14 protein-coding genes are annotated in these 19,319 nt (G+C 49.0%); 8 read left to right on the top strand and 6 right to left on the bottom strand.

The window, feature by feature from the left end; genetic code table 11:
- Positions 1-11: 11 nt before the first annotated feature.
- From DF182_RS23835 to DF182_RS23810, 6 genes are all read right to left on the bottom strand, one after another.
- A complete protein-coding gene (locus tag DF182_RS23835) occupies positions 12-1,049 on the bottom strand; it encodes a sugar kinase (protein WP_113618293.1) in 1,038 nt (345 codons plus the stop codon).
- 61 nt (positions 1,050-1,110) lie between these two features.
- Positions 1,111-1,578, bottom strand: coding sequence for a RidA family protein (locus tag DF182_RS23830; protein WP_113618292.1), 468 nt, complete (start codon positions 1,576-1,578; stop codon positions 1,111-1,113).
- Between the two features lie 21 nt (positions 1,579-1,599).
- A complete protein-coding gene (locus DF182_RS23825) occupies positions 1,600-2,919 on the bottom strand; it encodes a gluconate:H+ symporter (protein ID WP_113618291.1) in 1,320 nt (439 codons plus the stop codon).
- Between the two features lie 48 nt (positions 2,920-2,967).
- Positions 2,968-5,217 (bottom strand): family 20 glycosylhydrolase, encoded by a 2,250-nt coding sequence (locus DF182_RS23820; protein ID WP_113618290.1) that lies wholly within the window; start codon positions 5,215-5,217, stop codon positions 2,968-2,970.
- Between the two features lies 1 nt (position 5,218).
- Positions 5,219-6,766 carry a SusD/RagB family nutrient-binding outer membrane lipoprotein gene (locus tag DF182_RS23815; protein WP_113618289.1) on the bottom strand — a complete coding sequence of 516 codons (1,548 nt, stop codon included), beginning with the start codon at positions 6,764-6,766 and terminating at the stop codon, positions 5,219-5,221.
- A gap of 24 nt (positions 6,767-6,790) precedes the next feature.
- Positions 6,791-9,958 (bottom strand): SusC/RagA family TonB-linked outer membrane protein, encoded by a 3,168-nt coding sequence (locus tag DF182_RS23810; protein WP_113618288.1) that lies wholly within the window; start codon positions 9,956-9,958, stop codon positions 6,791-6,793.
- A gap of 335 nt (positions 9,959-10,293) precedes the next feature.
- Between DF182_RS23810 and DF182_RS23805 the strand changes: the two genes are divergently transcribed.
- From DF182_RS23805 to DF182_RS23770, 8 genes are all read left to right on the top strand, one after another.
- Positions 10,294-11,079: a DeoR/GlpR family DNA-binding transcription regulator gene (locus DF182_RS23805; protein ID WP_245957525.1), complete on the top strand. Its 786-nt coding sequence runs from the start codon at positions 10,294-10,296 to the stop codon at positions 11,077-11,079.
- A gap of 39 nt (positions 11,080-11,118) precedes the next feature.
- Positions 11,119-12,534 carry a hypothetical protein gene (locus DF182_RS23800; RefSeq protein WP_113618286.1) on the top strand — a complete coding sequence of 472 codons (1,416 nt, stop codon included), beginning with the start codon at positions 11,119-11,121 and terminating at the stop codon, positions 12,532-12,534.
- Between the two features lie 395 nt (positions 12,535-12,929).
- Complete coding sequence (gene leuC / locus DF182_RS23795; RefSeq protein WP_113618285.1) at positions 12,930-14,333, top strand: 3-isopropylmalate dehydratase large subunit; 1,404 nt, start codon at positions 12,930-12,932, stop codon at positions 14,331-14,333.
- A gap of 35 nt (positions 14,334-14,368) precedes the next feature.
- Positions 14,369-14,965 (top strand): 3-isopropylmalate dehydratase small subunit, encoded by a 597-nt coding sequence (leuD, locus tag DF182_RS23790; protein ID WP_113618284.1) that lies wholly within the window; start codon positions 14,369-14,371, stop codon positions 14,963-14,965.
- Between the two features lie 20 nt (positions 14,966-14,985).
- The gene (locus DF182_RS23785) at positions 14,986-16,509 is read left to right on the top strand and encodes an alpha-isopropylmalate synthase regulatory domain-containing protein (RefSeq protein ID WP_113618283.1); all 1,524 of its coding nucleotides are present in this window, start codon (positions 14,986-14,988) and stop codon (positions 16,507-16,509) included.
- A 25-nt stretch (positions 16,510-16,534) separates the two neighbouring features.
- A complete protein-coding gene (gene leuB, locus DF182_RS23780) occupies positions 16,535-17,608 on the top strand; it encodes a 3-isopropylmalate dehydrogenase (protein ID WP_113618282.1) in 1,074 nt (357 codons plus the stop codon).
- Positions 17,609-17,708: 100 nt separating this feature from the next.
- Positions 17,709-18,161: an SRPBCC domain-containing protein gene (locus tag DF182_RS23775; RefSeq protein WP_113618281.1), complete on the top strand. Its 453-nt coding sequence runs from the start codon at positions 17,709-17,711 to the stop codon at positions 18,159-18,161.
- A gap of 253 nt (positions 18,162-18,414) precedes the next feature.
- On the top strand, positions 18,415-19,284 hold the full coding sequence (locus DF182_RS23770) for an alpha/beta fold hydrolase (RefSeq protein ID WP_113618280.1): 870 nt from the start codon (positions 18,415-18,417) through the stop codon (positions 19,282-19,284).
- The last annotated feature ends 35 nt before the right edge of the window (positions 19,285-19,319 follow it).

Below are 19,319 nucleotides of genomic sequence, written 5' to 3'. Positions count from 1 at the left end.
AATGTGTCAAATTAGCGAACTATTCTTCCGGACGGGCCGTTGAGCATAAGTTCTGTTACTTCCTGTTTATTGATGAGTGCCCAGTCGCCATGGATGCTCTGTTTGAGCGTACCACAGGCGGTGGCGAAGTCGATGGTCTGTTGCGGCGGATAATTGTTCATCATGCCAAACAGGATGCCCGCTGTAAAAGCATCACCGGTGCCTATCTGATCGGTGACCTGCGGAATGGTAAACCCTTCTGCAAAATAATATTGTTCATCCTGTGCCAGCGCACCGAAGTAGATCATCTGATTACCCTGTACCTTTCGGAAACTCATGGCCAGTGTTTTCAAACGGGGCATATGCCGGCGCAGCTGTTCATGGCATTGCTGAAACCTTTGTTCCAGCGGCAGCTGTTTGTCTGTTTCAATATTATAATACACGTTTACGGCATCCAGGTCGGCCACAGTCAGATCGCTGTGCTGTAATAAAGCTGGCATAACGGCAGACGGATGTTGTCCGTATTTCCAGAGTGTGGCACGGTAATTAAAATCCGAAGAGATGGTGAGCCGCGCATCAAGTGCGGCTTCCAGCGCTTCCCTGCAAACAGCGGCACTACTGGCAGATAAAGCAGCGGCCACACCAGACCAGTGAAACACATCCACTTCTTCCAGCAACGGCTGCCAGGCGATATCCCCGTGCTGCAGTGTGGCAAAGGAAGAACCTGCCCTGTCATAAATCACACGTCCGGGACGAATACCGTTACCCGATTCTGTAAAATATAAGCCCAGCCTGTCTCCCCCATACTGTATCTTTCCGGTACCCACACCATGACTTTTCAGCAGCTGTATCCCTGTAGCGGCAAGGTCATTGTCCGGCACACGGGTGATATATTCGGCTTGCATGCCCAGGCGCGACAACAGCACACATACGTTGGCTTCTGCACCGGCATAGTAGGGAATATATCCGTCCGATTGACTGAAACGTTTTCCTGTATTGCTATGTAGTCTTAACAGAAATTCCCCGAAAGCCGCCAACCGGACTGCTGTTTTTCCATCCCGCTTTTGCATGATCCAAAATTTAAGGGAAAGATAATATTTTCCCTGTCATCTGCATCCGCTGCAAATGATATTAATACAATTCAAACAAAGCCTCTATCTCCACCGGGATATTGTCGGGCAGCGAACCAAAGCCCACAGCGCTTCTTACGCCGATACCGTTTTCTTCACCCCAGATGGCAGCAAACAGTTCACTGCAACCATTGATGATATAAGGATGACGCTCAAATTCCGGTGTACAGTTGACCATGCCTAATACCTTGATCACTCTCTTTACTTTGTCGAGGCTACCCACATGCGTTTTGATGGTAGACAACATCGTTAATCCAACTTGTCTGGCTGCGAGTTTACCCTGTTCCATATCCAGCTCCCGTCCTATACGGCCGATGATCAGCGATTTATCGGATTGTACCGGACCATGACCTGACAGATACAGGTATTTACCATCTATCAGATAAGGTTTATAAACGCCCAGCGGTGTTGGTGCGGGTGGCAGTTCCAACCCTAATGCCGCTAACTTTTCTTCTGCTTTGTTTTCCATATGTACTGGTTTAAAATTGTTTTAACCTGTGATCAGTATATTAAGTGCCAATACTCCCAGCAATCCCATGATGCCTACTATTGTTTCCATCACAGACCATGAAAGGAGTGTATTTTTTATGCTGATGTTGAAGTATTCCCTGAACATCCAGAAACCGGCATCGTTGACATGTGAAAACATCAGACTGCCGGCGCCTACAGACAATACCATCAGATTGGGGTCTACCTGCCCTGCAGTAACAAGTGGCGCCATCATACCGGCTGCCGTAATACCCGCGACGGTGGCAGATCCTATACAGGCCCGTATCACGGCGGCCATCAGCCAGCCCAATACTAATACCGGTATATGCCAGGAACGCATCGCCACTGCAATCTGTTCACTCACCCCGCTGTCTGCCAGCACCTGCTTTAAAGCACCTGCACCGGCAATAATCAGCATCACCATAACGATGTCTTTAACAGCCTCCGAATAAATGGCCATCACGGCCTTTATCGGACGACCCTGAAACACCCCCAGTGAAAAAGTAGCTACCAGCAAACAGAATAACATCACCACCGGCGCATCACCTGCAAACACCAGAAAACTGTGCATCTCCGTACCCTCACTGGTCAGATGCTGCAGCCCCGTCATCAGTACCAGCAGTAATACCGGCAGCAATGCGGTGATAAAGCTATTGGCCGCACCAGGCATTTTCGCCGGCTCGTTGTCAGTAGTCTGAAAAAGTGATGAAGGCTCCGCCGGCATTTTCTTCAGATAGCGGGCAAACAAAGGCCCCGCCACCAGTAAAGCCGGAATAGCTACCACCAGTCCATATATGAGCGTCAATCCCATGTCTGCATGAAACTGTGTGACCAGCGCTACCGGTGAAGGATGCGGCGGGAGAAACCCATGCGTGATAGATAAAGCCGCCAGCGTTGGTAAACCGATGTATACCGCCGGCAGCTTATATTGGTAGACCACAGAAAAGATCAAAGGAACCAGCAGCACAAAACCCACGCCATAATAGAGCGGTATGCCGATGATAAACCCTGCTATCAGCAAGGCCCACTGTATGTAGCGGGTGCCAAACAAACGTATCAGGCTGCCGGCTATACAACGGGCTGCCCCGCTTTCCGCCACCAGCTTGCCCAGCATAGCGCCCAAGGTGATGATGATCAGCAGCCCGCCCATCGTATCACCAATCCCCTTCTGCAGGGAAGCTGTGATTTTGGTAACAGGCATGCCCAGCCACCAGCCCGCCAGCGCCGAAACAATCAGGAAAGCCAGAAAGGCATTAAACCTGGCCAGCGTCACCAGTACAATCAGTACCAGGATGCATAAAACAACGATCAGAAATGCCATGTCGTCAAAATTGTAATGCTAACGTGGAAAAGTTCTGTACGACAGCATTTAGTTAACAATAATTTCGTCAGCCAGCAACATACTGTTGCCGCCGGCACCGTAGCCTCCGGCAGGGATAACACCTTTGTTGACAGCGGTCACTTTTATATATCTTGCCCGTACCGGCTTGATGGGTAAACGTATTTGATTGATACCATTCACGGGGAAACTATCAGCGACGGCTACACGCTCATAATGTTTTCCATCTGCAGACACTTCAAACGAAAGGCTCGCCGGCTCCCACATACGCTGCCAATGATAGTTGAGCACATTAGCACCCAGCAGCTTTATTTCCTGCATACCACCCAGATCAATAAACGCATGCAGATCTCTGGCCGAGAAACCCAGCCACTGCTGGTCGTTGAAACGATGGGAACCTGCTATGCCATTCACCAGCGTAGTGGCGTCACCGTTATATTTTGTATTGGGTGGCTGCTGCAGCGTAATCATCGCGCCGGTAGATTTATATATTTCAAAAGGCTGATGGAACAAACGTCCTACCGGTGTGCCCAGTACGAAAAGCATGGCCTGAAGGTTACAGCTGCGGGTCAGCAGTATACGGCCCTTGTAAGCCGGGCTGGTTGCCACCGGTGTACTGCCATCTGTGGTATAATGGATAGTGGCCCCTTTCAGCTGTGAACGCAGTGATACATATAGCTTTCCTTTAGCAAGGCTGTCCAGCGAATAGTTTATTTCATGCCAGGTCGTATAGCCGTTGCCGGTAAGTGCTTCCAGCCTCCGGGTAAACTGATCATAGTTCCGTACCTGCATAGGCGACCAGGCTCTTTCGGCCATTGCCTGCAGACGGGGATAAATCATATAGTTGGCATGTTCAGGAGTAGAAAGATATTCGCTCCAGATCTCTCCCTGTATACCTGAAATATAGGGCAGCAGCGCAGTATCACCTGCTGCTTTCAAAGGTTCGTAGGCATACACTTCTTCCAGCGGCGTATAACCACCGGCAGCTGTTTTTTCTTCAGGATATAAAGACTGATAATGATCGAAATACAACTCATCTTCCGGTGTCATGATCACGTGCTGTTGCTGCCTGGCAGCCGACACAGCGCCCTCCACTCCTCTCCAGCTCATCACTACGGCCCCGGGCGCCAGCCCACCTTCCAGTATCTCGTCCCAGCCGATAATACGACGGCCTTTACTGCGTACATAATCGCTGATACGACGGATAAAATAACTCTGCAAAGCCGCTTCATCAGGCAGGTGCATGGCTTTCATACGCTGCTGACAGGCAGGACATTGTTTCCATTTCGCCTTGGGGCATTCATCCCCACCTATATGGATATACGTAGAAGGAAACAGGGCGATCACTTCATCCAGCACATCCTGGAGGAAAGTAAAGGTGCTGTCTTTTCCGGCACAGAACACATCATCGAAAACGCCCCAGAATTCAGCTGTTTTATAAGGTCCGCCTGTACAACCCAATGAAGGATACGCTGCCAGTGCGGCCAGTGCATGCCCAGGCATTTCTATTTCCGGTATCACATTGATATGTCTGGCTGCGGCATAGGCAATCACTTCTCTGACCTGTTCCTGCGTATAGTAGCCACCGTATCTTTTGCCATCAAAACGATGCGGCAGTTCCTTCTTATGCCCGATCATGGTTTGCGCGCGCCAGGCAGACACTGATTGCAAAGCGGGATACTTCTTTATTTCTATGCGCCATCCCTGATCATCGGTAAGATGCCAGTGGAAGTTGTTGATCTTGTAAAACGCCAGCTGATCGATGAACTGTTTGACAAAATCCACCGAAAAAAAATGCCGGCCTACATCCAGGTGCATGCCCCGGTAAGCAAAACGGGGATAGTCGGCAATAACGGCTCCCGGCACTACCAGCCCTCCTGCAATGGCAGGACGCCACAGCTGGCGCAGGGTAGCGATACCATGGCCTATACCGGCCGCATCATGCGCCGTAAGTTTTATCTGCGTAGCGCTGATGTTCAGCAGATAACCTTCCGGCTGTTTTACCAACACAGTATCCAGCGACAGCATAATAGCCGCCTGACGATGAGCAGATGGCCGGTTGACGGCAGCACCCATGTATTCCCTCAACAGGGCTGCTTCTTTTTCCAGGCCTGCCATAGCCTTTATTTCCGCGTTGGCAGTAATAAAAGCGCTGTCGGTCGTCCAGGAAGCTGCCACCGGCAAAGGAATCAGGGCCGCCGGTGAGGCGACCCGATTCTTTTGTGCGAAGAGGCATGTATGAACCGTTATGAATACAGAAAAAAGGAAAATGCGTCTCATACTATTTATCCCACCACATTCTGGTTGTTAATAAATCCGGACCCTGTCTTTTCACGGCATCATTGTAGTTGGTACCGTTGATACCCTGTTCTGTCTGGGAATAAGGCAGTCTGCGCGGGATAGTGCCGTTGGTAACATTACCGGTGTATTTCACCGGTACCAGTACAGGATAACCGGTACGTCTCCAGTTGGCATAGGCTTCCTGTTCATCGAGCAGCAGGGCAGCCCAGAACTGCGTATGGATCTGTTCCATCTGCTGATCGAAAGTACCGCCGGTATTAAGGGCGTGTTCTGCCATATACTGATCGATCCTTGCAGGTGCAATCACACCAGCAGCACCAAACAGGCCCCAGTTGCGCAGTGACGCGGTTACGCCGTTGTTGTACAGCTGGGCAACATCACCGGTACCCCAGCCACGCAGCGCTACTTCACTGAGCAGGAAGTTCATTTCGGCGTTGGTCATCACCAGCACAGGAGAGCTGTAATTAAGGATGGTAGCCGGATTGGGCTCAGAGTAAGAAGCCGGGTTGGCCGGTTTTACATCAGAACCGTTAGCCATTCCTTTCTGCAGCGCAGCAGTAGTGTCAGGTACACCGTTGGTCCACACTACAGATACCACACCCAGGCGAGGGTCATTATTATTTTTCAGGAAGTCGATAAACGTTTTGCTGAATTTGCCCCATTCCTGGTTGCTGGCTCCTTTGGAGCTGGTAGTATAGTCCTGATTTACCAGTTCAAAAGCAATGGGATTGTTGTTATAGGTCTGCGGCCCATTAGAATATCTCATGACAGCAATGTCTGCTGCATCGGTGATCACACCGCCGGCAATGGCTTTCTGTGCCCAGTCTTTAGCAACTACCTTGGTGCTGGTAGCGCGCGTGGTACGCATGGCCAGACGCAACATGAGCGAGTAACCGAATTTTTTCCACTGGGCGATATTGCCTTTGTAGATCAGGTCAGCGTTGCCATAGGTAGGCTTGGAAGGATCAAATGCTTTGATGGCTTCGTCCACTTCTTTCAGCAAGCCGGCATAGATGTCTTCCTGCGGATCATATTTAGGCTGAAACAGATCATACTTACCGCGGTTAGCATCGCTGTAAGGTACATCTCCATACAGGTCAGTGATACGTTGCATGATCAGGGCTTTCCAGATACGGGCCACGGAAAGTTTGTTGACGTTCTCCGGCCCTTTGGCGGCTTCTATGATTTCGGTCAGTGTGGTAACCGTATTCGTATATACGTTACGGTAATAAAAGCTCTGATAAAAATCATTGACAGCGTATTTATCACCGGCGCCTGAACCAGCGACCTCCTTGGCGATGGCAAAGTGCTGAATATAGGTACCACAATGCAGGTAAGAGGTGAAGAAGTAGGCGCGGTCCAGTGGCAGATTGCCTTTCAGCAGACTTTGTGTGAACAGCAGATCAACATTAGGTTTCTCGGAAGCGTTGGGATTGACATTGAGCGCCTCAAAACCCTTGTCACAGGAGGACAATCCCAGCACAGCCCCTAAAATAAGTATGAATTTATATCTGGCAATACGTTGCATGAGCTTACAATTTTTAAGAATGAACTAAAGTTTTACCTGCAGGTTGACGCCATAGCTCCGGGTACGGGGCACGCCGAACATTTCAAAGCCTTGTGCATTGGAGTTGCTGAAGGTTGATTCCGGATCGATATTAGGCGCATTCTTATACAGGAAAAACAGATTCCTGGCTACGAAAGACACGGTAGCTGACTGCACTCTGGCGAAGGAGAACACTTTTGCCGGAACATTGTAGCTCAGCACCACCTGACGCAGTTTGATGAAGCTGGCATCGTATACAAATTTCTCAGAGAGATTTTTGAAGTTATCGTAGTACTGTTGTAAACCGGTAGCGTAGGTAAATGTTTTGCTGAAAGGTTTACCATCCTGGTCTACACCACTCACAGTAAGACCCTCTTCCCTGCCCGGCAGTGTGATCTTGCTGAGACCAAAACGGGTAGCATACAGGTTGGTAGCGGAATATACGTGGCCACCGAATTTACCATCTATCAGGAAACTCAGGTTAAAACGCTTATAGGTAAAGTTGTTGGTGATACCTGCAGAGAAAGGAGATACACCGGTGCCGAGGTCTGTAAGACCGGTACGCATTTCATAGCCGGTACTTTTATCGTACACAGTATTGCCGGCTGCATCTTTCAGCACTTTAAAACCTTTGATGGTACTGTATGGTTTTCCGATTTCTGCAAAAATATAGGCGTAACTGTTAACGCTCACGTCGAGTTGGAGGCTGTTGATGCCTTCTGTGAGTTTTACCACTTCATTTTTATTGTAGGCCATGTTGTAGCTCACATCCCAGGAGAAATCCTTCTTTTTGATGGGAACGCCGGTGAGCAATACTTCGATGCCTTTGTTGCTCATTTCGCCTACGTTGAGGATGGCGAAGTTGTAGCCAGAAGCCGGGGAGATAGCAGCCTGCATGATATCATTGGTAGTTCTGCGGCTGTATACGGTAACATCGGCAGACAGGCGATTGTTGAGCATGCGAGCTTCGATACCGGCTTCAAAGGTAGTGGAGAGCAAAGGTTTCAGGTTTGGATTGGGAGCCTGGAACAGTCCGGCGCCAACACCCTGAGGAGTGGTGGGGGTGGGCGTTTGCAGGGGCTGTCCGAGGTGGCCTCCACCGGATAAAACAGAATAGGTCTGTCTGAGGATGTAAGGCTGCGGAGTAGCGCCGCCTACCTGAGCCCAGGAGGTACGTACTTTCGCGTAGTTCATCCAGGAAGGCATTTTAATGGCTTCAGACAGGAGGAAGCTGGCGCCTACAGATGGATAGAAGATATTGTTGTTTTTCGTTGACAAGGTAGAGAACCAGTCGTTACGGCCGGTGGCAGTAATAAACAACATATCTCTGAAAGACAGGTCCACAGAGCCGAAGAGCGAGTTGGTCGCCTGGCGCTGATTGACATTGGTGGTATTCAGGCTTACCACGTTGGAAGGATCATAAAAACCAGGTGCAAAGAAGTCAGTACCATTAAGGTTCACGGCGTCGGAGATGGTTTTGCGTCTGTTGCCTCCGGCCATGGCGGTAAGACCGAAGTCCTGGCTCAGTTTGCCCTGGTAGTTGATGGTCAGCTCACCGTTTGTTTCGGTGCTGATGGTGTTGTACTGCTGGTATACACCTTTTGGAGCGAAGAGTGCTCCGGTAGGCACGATACCTACATAATTGATGTTCAGATAATCATGGCTTACACGACCGCGCACGAACAGGTTGTCCAGCAGGTTGTATTTAATGCTGGCATTACCGATAAAACGTTTGCGGTCATCGTTGTTACGAAAGCGGTTAGCTACAAAATAAGGGTTGGAGGCGAAACCGGAAGGGTTCCACTCTACTTCCCTGTCATCGGCGTTATAGCCGGGATTGAGATTGCGGATGTCAACGGTGTTGGCCATCATGTAGGTACCCCAGTTGACATTGCCGGGAGCGTCGGAAACGCTGCTTCTGTTTTTGGCCTTCTCGATGTTGTATTGTGCATAAGCCTCTATGGTAAGGCGTTTGCTGAGATTGGAGAAGACGCTGACAGAGCCGATTTTTTTGTCGAGAGATTGATTAGGCACCAGACTATGGTTGCTCATATCGGAGAGGGATACACGATATTTTGTGTTTTCATTGCCTCCGGAGAAAGCCAGTGTATTGGTGAAAGTGTTGCCCGTTTTATAGAAATTTTTGATGTTGTTTTTCTGGGCTACGTAAGGACGTGCTACACCATCGAACTGTACAACATCGCTGCCATCGATTTTAGGGCCCCAGGAGAGGCGGCCGGCGGCGATAGCTTTAGACTGGTTAGCGGGTTTAATTCCATTTTCACCGGAGCCGTATTCGTATTGCCAGTCGGGGATGATGGCAGGTGTTTCTACGGTGAAGGTGGTGTTATAGTCTACACCGATACCTTTCTGGGCCACGCCTTTTTTGGTGGTGATAAGGATTACACCGTTGGAGGCGCGGGCGCCATAGAGCGCGGCGGCGGGGCCACCTTTCAATACGGTGATGGTTTCGATATCATCGGGGTTGATGCCTGCGATACCATCGCCGCGGTCGTAGTTGAGACCGTTGGAAGCACCGCTGATTACGGTACTTTGGGTGGTGTTGTCGATAGGCATGCCGTTGACTACATACAGTGGCTGGTTGTCGCCGTTGAGGGAACCGTTGCCACGGATGATTACGCGGCTGGAGCCACCGGGGCCGCTGGCGAGGCTGGAGGCGTTTACGCCGGCTATTTTACCGGTGAGCGCGTCTGCCACGTTGATTTCGCGGGCCTGTGTGAAGTCACTACCTTTTACTTCTGTTACGGCATAGGCCAGTGCCTTTTTTTCCTTTTTGATGCCGAGCGCGGTGACTACCAGTTCTCCGAGGGCTTTGGTGTTGGTTTCCAGACGGATGCTGATGTTGGATTGTCCTCTGGTTACTTTTACTTCTTTTCTTTCGAAGCCAATGAAAGTGACGGCGAGTGTAAGTTCACCGGTGAAGGTGGCTGGTATTTTAACGGAGAATTTACCTGTTTCGTCGGTCAGGGCACCGATGCCTTTAGCACCAACGAGAGAGACGGAAGCTCCGATAATTTTCTGACCGTCGGCTGCGCTGGTGACAGTACCGGATATCAGATCAGACTGGGCATAGCTACATACAGAAAATAACAGGCCTAGTAGTGGCAGGAATATCTTCGGTAAGGAGGCCACTCTTATGATATTTTTCATCATGTGGTTTGGTTGATAGTTCTTCAAATAATGCGGAAATTACGGGGTTAAAAATAGCTATTCCTGCCAAAACTGCAAATAATTCGCAAAAATTATTTGCAAATAATGCAAAAATCCATCTTCACAAATCTTTAATTTCTCGCTAAAAAACTATCAATCAAATACTTAATCTCATCAAATTCTGCAACAAAAATTATTTTTCGCTCCAAAAGTGCAAAATTGTCTATGATCTTCTATTTTTGCCCCAACCCATGTTATGGCATGCAAAAAAGACCTATCACACTTTTTGCATATATAACTTTTTTTGTCTATCATCACCTTTGAATTTATCAGATGCTATGGATAGTATGAACACACAGGACCATGTTCCACCGGTTTCCCTCACAAAAAAATCCAGGAAACAGCTCATCATACAACAAGTGAATATTCACACCCGGATCACCTACAGTGAACTGGTAAGTCTGATTAATGTATCTGAAGATACCATCCGCCGTGATGTCAACGAACTGGCCGATGACGGGGAAGTAGTGAAGATCAAGGGCGGCGCCATGTCTATCGCCTATCACTACGGTCATGAATCCGAAACCTACGCACAGACCAACAAACTGGTCATCGCCGAAAAAACGTTGCAGCTGCTGCGTGACGACATGATCGTACTCATTGGCGGCGGCACCACCATCCGAGAGTTCATCAAAAAAATACCGCCTACCCTGCGCGCCACCTTTATCACTGTCAACGTGCTCTCGGCAGTTGAACTGCTGGATAAGCCCATGATCAAAACCATCGTGATAGGCGGCCAGATATCTGCCTACAGCCAGATGACCGTGAGCGGCGAAGTATTTGAATACCTCTCCAATATCAAAGCAGACCTCTGCATCATCGGCACCAACGCCATCGATCCTGTCAACGGCCTCACTGATGCCGACTGGGAAACGATACAGGTGAAAAAAGCCATGATCAAAGCAGCAGACAAAGTGGCCATCCTCGCCATCAGCGAAAAACTCAACACCTCCATGAAAATGAAAATCGCTGACCTGCAAGACATCCACTATCTCATCACCGAATTGCCCGCCGGCAGTGAAGCCCTGCAAGGATATAAAACCAAAGGCCTGCAGATACTGTAAAAAATATGACTACTTTTATGGGATAACATATCCCTATACGTGAAATACATCAATCCTATTGAACTCCTCGGCCTCGCCTCCACGGCTGCCGACAAGATCAACAATGCCGTCATTGACCATGCAAAGAAGGAATTACTGGCTGAAATAGCCGCCACTCCTCATCAACAGCTTTCCTATAACGGCGACTTACTCGATGCGGACACCTGCGAAAACGTTATAGCCGAACTGGATAACCCGGAGAGAAGAAGTTACTATCACATTATCGCCAACGACTACACGCTGAACGGTTTCCTGATCACCGGCGATCATCTGACAACCATCAACTTCGAAGGAAAGTATATCTATAAAGATCCTTCCTTCATCCGTTTTATCAGTCCCTACTTCGCAGCAGCCTACGGCCAGACCCTGGTACAGGCTTACAGCCTTACCAATACCAACGCCTTCTTCAAAAACATATCCATTACACCACTCGTCACCAAAGAAGACAGCGCACTGATTTATGAGCCATTGGTAACATTGCTGCAACAACATCAGACTACCCTCCAACAACTATTACGTGATGAAGCCAGCTACCAGGAAGACGACTTGTCATCCGCCATCCTGGCGCTGATTAACAGAGATGCACTCAATGTATTTCCGCGGGAACTTGAAATAGAAAAGGCTGATTTACTGGAAGCCGCCCGCAATGCGGCGTGGCAGCTGAAAACGCTGCGGCCTGACAGCGGATTACCTGGAGACCTGTTGCACTACCTCCTGCAGATAAAGACCCCTACTGTATTACGCCAGCAACTGGAAAAAGACTACGAGCAGATCACCGGTGAAAAAGCCCCGGAGTATTCCGAAACTGCCTTTGAAAATAAAGAACCCACGCAAGACCTGGTATCCCTTGCCGCATCCGTAGCCCAACCATCTTCCGGCCCAAAAACCGGATGGTATATATTTACGACCATCCTGACCGTAGTGCTATTGGCATACCGGCTCACTCGTTTTTTCAATCTCCTGAATGTAAACGAGCCCCCGCAAAAACACAATCTTAACCAACCGGCAGGCCAATTCAGTTCCGGGGTATTCGACAATCAGCTGGCCAATGGTGCGGCTCCGCTGGACAGCTGCCTTCAGCTCAAACCCACCAAAGGGCCCTGTACCTTTAAAGTAAAGAATCCACTGCAAGAGGATGCGATCGTATGCCTGCTCCGGAAAGGTTCGCACCGCACCGTTCTCAATACTTATATTCAATCCAACACGGAATATGAAATCAGCGGAATACCGGCAGCTGAATATGAAATTTATCTGATACTGGGGAGAGACTGGGACACCAACCTGCCCAGCAACCACTGTCCCGGCGGGTTTCGTAAGTCTCCCCGGAGCGTGTTACTCGCCAATACCCTGTCACTGATGGGTACAGAAGCAAAAGTTATGAGCCTCGATTCTGTGAAGGTACTCAAGGAGATGTAATCTTATCATACCAACCGTGCCCCGCAATACGGGCACGGTTACACGATACTTTCTTTTTTTGAAATGATAACCCCAACGGCCATACGCAATTATTGCGATGGTCAGCATTTGTTATGCCTATCTCCCCCCCTCACTAACGGTATCGTGTATACGCTGCTACGATTCATGACTTTTTCATGACACAACACCTACTGCAACACTTTCTCTTAATAGCCATTTGTCATATAAATTTTTTGTTATCTTATATTGATTATCAATATATTAAAAACAAACACTGCGATCACAGCACAAAATAATAATCATACTTTCACCACTCTTTTTAGAAAAAATATGACAATCATAAGAATATCTGGATATTTTTTAAGAATTTAGCACCTACCTTTAAAATTATGAAAATGAGTAAAATACCCGCTACCTTATTTGACAAAGTATGGGATTCACATGCGGTCAGGAAAATTGAAGACGGTCCTGATGTATTGTTTATAGACCGTCATTTTATCCATGAAGTGACCAGCCCGGTAGCTTTTCTGGGGTTGGAAAGCAGGGGACTGAAGGTGATGTTCCCGGAAAAAACCTTTGCCACTGCCGATCACAATACACCTACCATCAATCAGCATCTCCCCGTACAGGACCCGCTGTCAGCCAACCAGCTGAAAGCCCTGGAAACCAATACTGCCAAATATGGCATCTCCCACTGGGGCCTGGGTAATCCCCGCAACGGTATCGTACACGTAGTAGGACCGGAAAACGGCATCACCCTGCCCGGCATGACCATCGTATGCGGAGACTCCCACACCTCCACCCACGGCGCCTTTGGAGCCATCGCCTTCGGCATCGGCACCTCAGAAGTGGAGATGGTCCTCTCCTCCCAGTGCATCATGCAGCAGAAACCGAAGAAAATGCGTATAACCGTTACCGGTACCACCGGCAAAGGTATTACCCCCAAAGACGTCACCCTCTATATCATCTCCCGCCTCACCGCAGCCGGCGCCACCGGTTACTTCGTGGAATATGCCGGTGAAGTGTTTGAGAAGATGAGCATGGAAGGCCGCATGACCGTTTGCAACATGAGTATCGAGATGGGTGCCCGTGGCGGTATCATCGCTCCGGACGAAACCACCTTCGCCTATATCAAAGGCCGCGAAAAAGCGCCACAGGGACAAGCCTGGGATAACGCTGTCGCCTATTGGAAAACATTAAAAACAGAGGAAGGCGCCACCTTCGATATGGAATATACTTTTGAAGCCAGTGAGATAGAACCGATGATCACCTACGGCACCAACCCCGGTATGGGCCTGGGTATCACCCAGCGCATTCCTACCGCACAGGCTGCCGGCGGCAGTGAAGCCAGCTACGCAAAATCATTGCAGTACATGGGCTTCAGCGAAGAAGAACCCATGTTAGGTAAAAAAGTGGATTATGTATTTATCGGCAGCTGTACCAACGGCCGTATAGAAGACTTCCGCGCCTTTGCCTCCATCGTGAAAGGCCGCCGTAAAGCAGATCATGTGACCGCCTGGATCGTGCCCGGATCACATATTGTAGAACAACAGATCAAAGAAGAAGGTATCCTTGATATCCTGACTGCTGCCGGTTTTCAGTTGCGCCAGCCAGGATGCTCCGCCTGCCTCGCCATGAACGACGACAAAGTTCCTGCCGGCAAGTATGCTGTCAGCACCAGCAACCGCAACTTCGAAGGCCGCCAGGGACCAGGCTCCCGCACTTTGCTGGCCAGCCCGCTTGTTGCCGCTGCCGCCGCTGTCACCGGTGTTGTAACCGATCCGCGTGAACTGATCTAACCACTTCTTCATTTTTAACTACTAGTAACAACATCATGGCTTACGATAAATTTACCGTACTGAAAAGCGCTGCTGTACCCATGCCCATCGAAAACGTGGACACCGACCAGATCATCCCCGCCCGCTTCCTCAAAGCAACAGAGCGCAAAGGGTTTGGCGACAACCTGTTTCGTGACTGGCGCTATAATACAGATGGCACACCCAAAGCGGACTTTGTACTCAACAACCCGATCTATTCCGGTGAAATACTGGTGGCCGGCAAAAACTTCGGCAGTGGCTCCAGCCGCGAACACGCCGCCTGGGCCATCTACGACTACGGCTTCCGCTGCGTAGTGTCCAGCTTCTTCGCCGATATCTTCAAAAACAACTCGCTGAACATCGGTATCCTGCCGGTACAGGTGAGCCCCGAATTCCTGCATAAGATATTCACGGCCATAGAAGCCGATCCCAAAACCGAACTGGTCATCGACCTGCCTGCCCAAACCATTACCATCACCGCTACCGGTGACAGTATGCAGTTCGATATCAATAGCTACAAAAAACACAACATGACCAACGGCTTTGATGACATCGACTATCTCCAGGCCATGAAAGAAGATATACAGGCTTTTGCCGCGAAGAGTATGTATTAACCCCCATAATTATTTGCTTTATGCCAGTACCGCAGCGATATGTTGAAATAATGGACACCACCCTCCGCGACGGTGAACAAACCAGCGGCGTCTCTTTTTCTCCCTCGGAAAAACTAACCATTGCCCAGCTTTTATTAACAGAAGTAAAAGTAGACAGGATTGAAATTGCCTCCGCCCGCGTTTCGGAAGGTGAATTTGCGGCGGTGAAGGCTATTACCCAATGGGCTGAGGCAAATGGTTTTATCAATAAAGTAGAAGTACTCACCTTCGTTGATGGTGATGTATCTGTGGAGTGGATGCTGCAGGCCGGCGCCAGGGTCATGAACCTCCTCACAAAAGGTTCACTCAATCATCTCACCCATCAGCTGAAGAAAAAACCAGCAGAACACTTCGCGGAAGTAGGCGCCGTAATTGCCCTCGCCAGGAAAAACGGACTGGAATGCAATATATACCTGGAAGACTGGAGCAACGGCATGCGCCACTCCAGCGACTACGTATACGAGTATCTTGATTTCCTGCAGCACCAGCCTGTCAAACGCATCATGCTGCCCGACACGCTCGGTGTACTCACACCCGCAGAAGTCAGCCAATATATCAGCGCTATCGTGCAGCGTTATCCGCAGCTGCACTTCGATTTCCATGCACACAACGACTATGATCTCGGCACCGCCAACGTACTCGAAGGCGTGAAAGCCGGCGCTCACGGCATACACCTTACCATCAACGGTATGGGCGAAAGAGCTGGCAATGCTCCGCTGGCCAGCGCCATCGCTGTGCTCAACGACTTCATGCCTGAAATCAAAACAGCGGTATCTGAAAAATCATTATACGGCGCCAGCAAACTGGTGGAAACATTCTCCGGTATCCGCATCCCGGCCAATAAACCCGTGGTAGGCGCCAACGTTTTCACACAAACAGCCGGCATCCACGCCGACGGCGACAAAAAGAACAAACTGTATTTCAGTGACCTGATGCCCGAACGCTTCGGCCGCCAGCGCCTCTACGCCCTCGGCAAAACAAGCGGCAAAGCCAACATTGAAAACAATCTTCAGCAACTGGGCATCCAGCTCTCTGATGCCAACCTCAAAAAGGTTACCCAGCGCATCATTGAACTGGGCGATAAAAAAGAAGTGCTTACGCAAGCAGACCTGCCCTACATCATCTCTGATATTCTCGACAGCAGCCGGATAGAGGAAAAGGTGAAAATAGAAAACTATGTACTCTCCCATTCCAAAAATCTTCATCCTTCTGTCACCCTGAAAATATCAGTAGAAGGAGAACTCTTCGAAGAACACTCTCAGGGTGATGGGCAGTATGATGCCTTCATGAACGCACTCAAAAAGGTATACAAAAAGAAAAAAAGGGAACTGCCTGCACTCACAGACTATTCTGTACACATCCCTCCCGGCGGTAAAAGCGACGCTTTATGCGAAACCATTATCACCTGGAATTTCCAGAATAAAGAGTTTAAAACAAGAGGACTTGACAGCGACCAGACCGTGTCTGCCATAAAGGCCACCCAGAAAATGCTCAACCTGATCTGATCAATCATAATCTTATTATCAACAGATGGCAACCAAACATATTTTAATTGTTCCCGGAGACGGAATAGGACAGGAAGTAACCGCAGTAGGCAAAAAGGTGCTGGACAAAATCGCAGCGCGATTCGGACACACTTTCACATATGATGAAGCACTGGTAGGACATGCTGCCATAGAAGCCACCGGCAATCCGTTGCCCGACGAATCGCTGGCTAAAATGCGCGCCTCAGATGCAGTGCTGTTTGGCGCTGTAGGCCATCCCAAATATGACAACGATCCTTCTGCCAAAGTAAGGCCTGAACAAGGGCTGCTTCGTATGCGCAAGGAACTGGGATTATACGCCAACCTGCGCCCTATCAAATTATTCGACGAACTGCTCGACGCCTCCAGCATCAAACCGGAAATACTGAAAGGCGCAGATATCCTCTTCTTCCGTGAATTGACCGGCGACATCTACTTCGGCGAAAAAGGCAGAAAAAATGACGGTGATACCGCCTTCGACATCGCAGAATACAGCCACTTTGAAGTGGAACGTATCGCCCGCAAAGCATTTGAAGCCGCCCGCACCAGACGCAAAAAACTCTGCTCCGTCGATAAAGCCAATGTCATCGAAACATCCCGGCTATGGCGGGAAGTCATACAGAAAATAGCACCCGAATATCCTGATGTAGAAGTAGAACATCAGTTCGTAGATGCTACCGCCATGCTGCTCATCAAAGATCCGCGCCGCTTCGACGTGGTAGTGACGGCCAACCTCTTCGGTGATATCCTCACCGATGAAGCCTCACAGATAGCAGGTTCCATGGGCATGCTCGCCTCTGCCTCCATCGGCGATGGCACCGGCGTATACGAGCCCATCCACGGCTCCGCCCACGACATCACTGGCAAAGGTGTAGCCAACCCGCTGGCATCCATACTCTCAGCTGCATTACTGCTCGATATCTCCTTCGGCATGAAGGAAGAATCCAACGCTGTTATACACGCTGTAGACCAGGTGCTGAAAGCCGGCTTCCGCACCCGCGACATCGCCAACCCGCAAACACCCGCCCACATGATCAAAGGCACTGATGCCATCGGCGAAGAAGTACTGAAACATCTGTAAGATATCATCAGAAAATAAAAGCAGCGAAGACCGAACGATCTTCGCTGCTTTTTTGTTTTCTTACGTATCTTCATGATTAAAACCTTCAACACATTTTCTTATGGAACCACTGATCATTAAAGCTTCCATTCAGATAGCCAAGCCCGCACATGATGTTTATGAAGCAATTGTTGACCCAAAAAAGATGAGCGGCTACTTCATCGCCACAGGCAGCGGCCGCATGGAAGAAGGACAAACACTAACATGGAAATTTCCGGAATTCAGTGACGAGCTCGATGTGTTTGTTACCCAAAGCAACCCAGATCAACAGGTAACTTTTGAATGGCAAGGTTCCCCCAAACAACGCACCACCACAAACATCACCCTGTCTGCAGGTAAAGGTGGCGGCACCCTGGTAAAAATCACAGAAAGTGAAATGCCAGCAAATGAAGATGGTATTACCTGGCTCAGACAGAACACGGAAGGATGGGCTAATTTCCTGGCCTGCCTCAAAGCATACCTGGAATATAATATCAACCTGAGAAAAGGTGCGTTTGATTTTATGAAAGCTTAATCTTCCCAATACACCCTCTCAAAAGGATAATAGGGGTTATCCTTAAATAAACTATGCATTTTCTTTACAACTGCACCCACTTCCCATGCCCAATATCCAGGTTAAGGCTGGTGATGATCAAAGATGCGCTGGTTTAATGAAAACGAAGTGAATAATAAAACAGGGGTACCATTTATACTAAATAAGGTATAAGAAATGAACCGGGGCATCACAACTTTATCGTATTTTTAAAATTATAAACCCAGATCAGGCAATGCCCACCTTAGAGAAATATACTACCGGCTATGTTGTGTCAAAGGATGGAACAAGCGTTGGTTATAGACAAACCGGTTCCGGGCCGGGAGTTATTCTTGTCCATGGCGGGATGATGACCTCTAAAAATTTCATGAAACTTGCCAGCTTCTTATCCAATGAATTCACTGTTTATATTCCAGACAGGCGGGGTCGCGGCTTAAGCGGTCCGTTTGGCCCGAACTATGGCATTGGATCAGAAAGCGAGGATTTGCAGGCATTAATCCATCAGACGGCAACGGATAAAATATTTGGACTTAGTTCTGGTGCTATTTGTGCACTTCAAACGGCAATCATAGAACCAGCGCTTAAAAAAGTAGTACTCTACGAACCTCCGATCCCGGTCAATGGAACTAACCCTGCGGCCTGGGCCAGTCGCTATGAATCAGCTCTCTCCCGCGGAAACTTTGGAAAAGCAATGTTCACGGCCATAAAAGGCACCGACGACCCCTCTCTGTTTACAGCCTTGCCAGGCTTTCTTATGGCACCATTGCTAAATATTGCTATAAACGCAAATGCAAAGAAACAAGCGAGTGATGACGTGCCCCTGAAATCCTTAATATCAACCCTGCATTACGATCTCATATTGGTGCGTGAATCACCTGAAATTATAGATCGGTGTAAAGAAATTAAAGCTGAAATGCTACTGATGGGTGGGACCAGGAGCCAACGTTACCTTAAACTTGCACTTGATACATTAAGCACCACTTTGCCGCAAGCAAAGCGTGTAGAATTGCGCGGTTTGGGACATACTGCCGCCGATAACGACAACAGTCCTGAAAAAATTGCAAAAGAGTTAATCGCCTTTTTTCAACCCGGCGGAATGCGATAACCCTAAGAATAAGTTGTAATGGCAAATTTTTGATT

It is taken from the genome of Chitinophaga flava (assembly GCF_003308995.1).
GTDB lineage: Bacteria > Bacteroidota > Bacteroidia > Chitinophagales > Chitinophagaceae > Chitinophaga > Chitinophaga flava.
The sequence above is the reverse complement of the archived record's forward strand: the minus strand, read 5'-3'. Positions and strand labels throughout refer to the sequence as shown.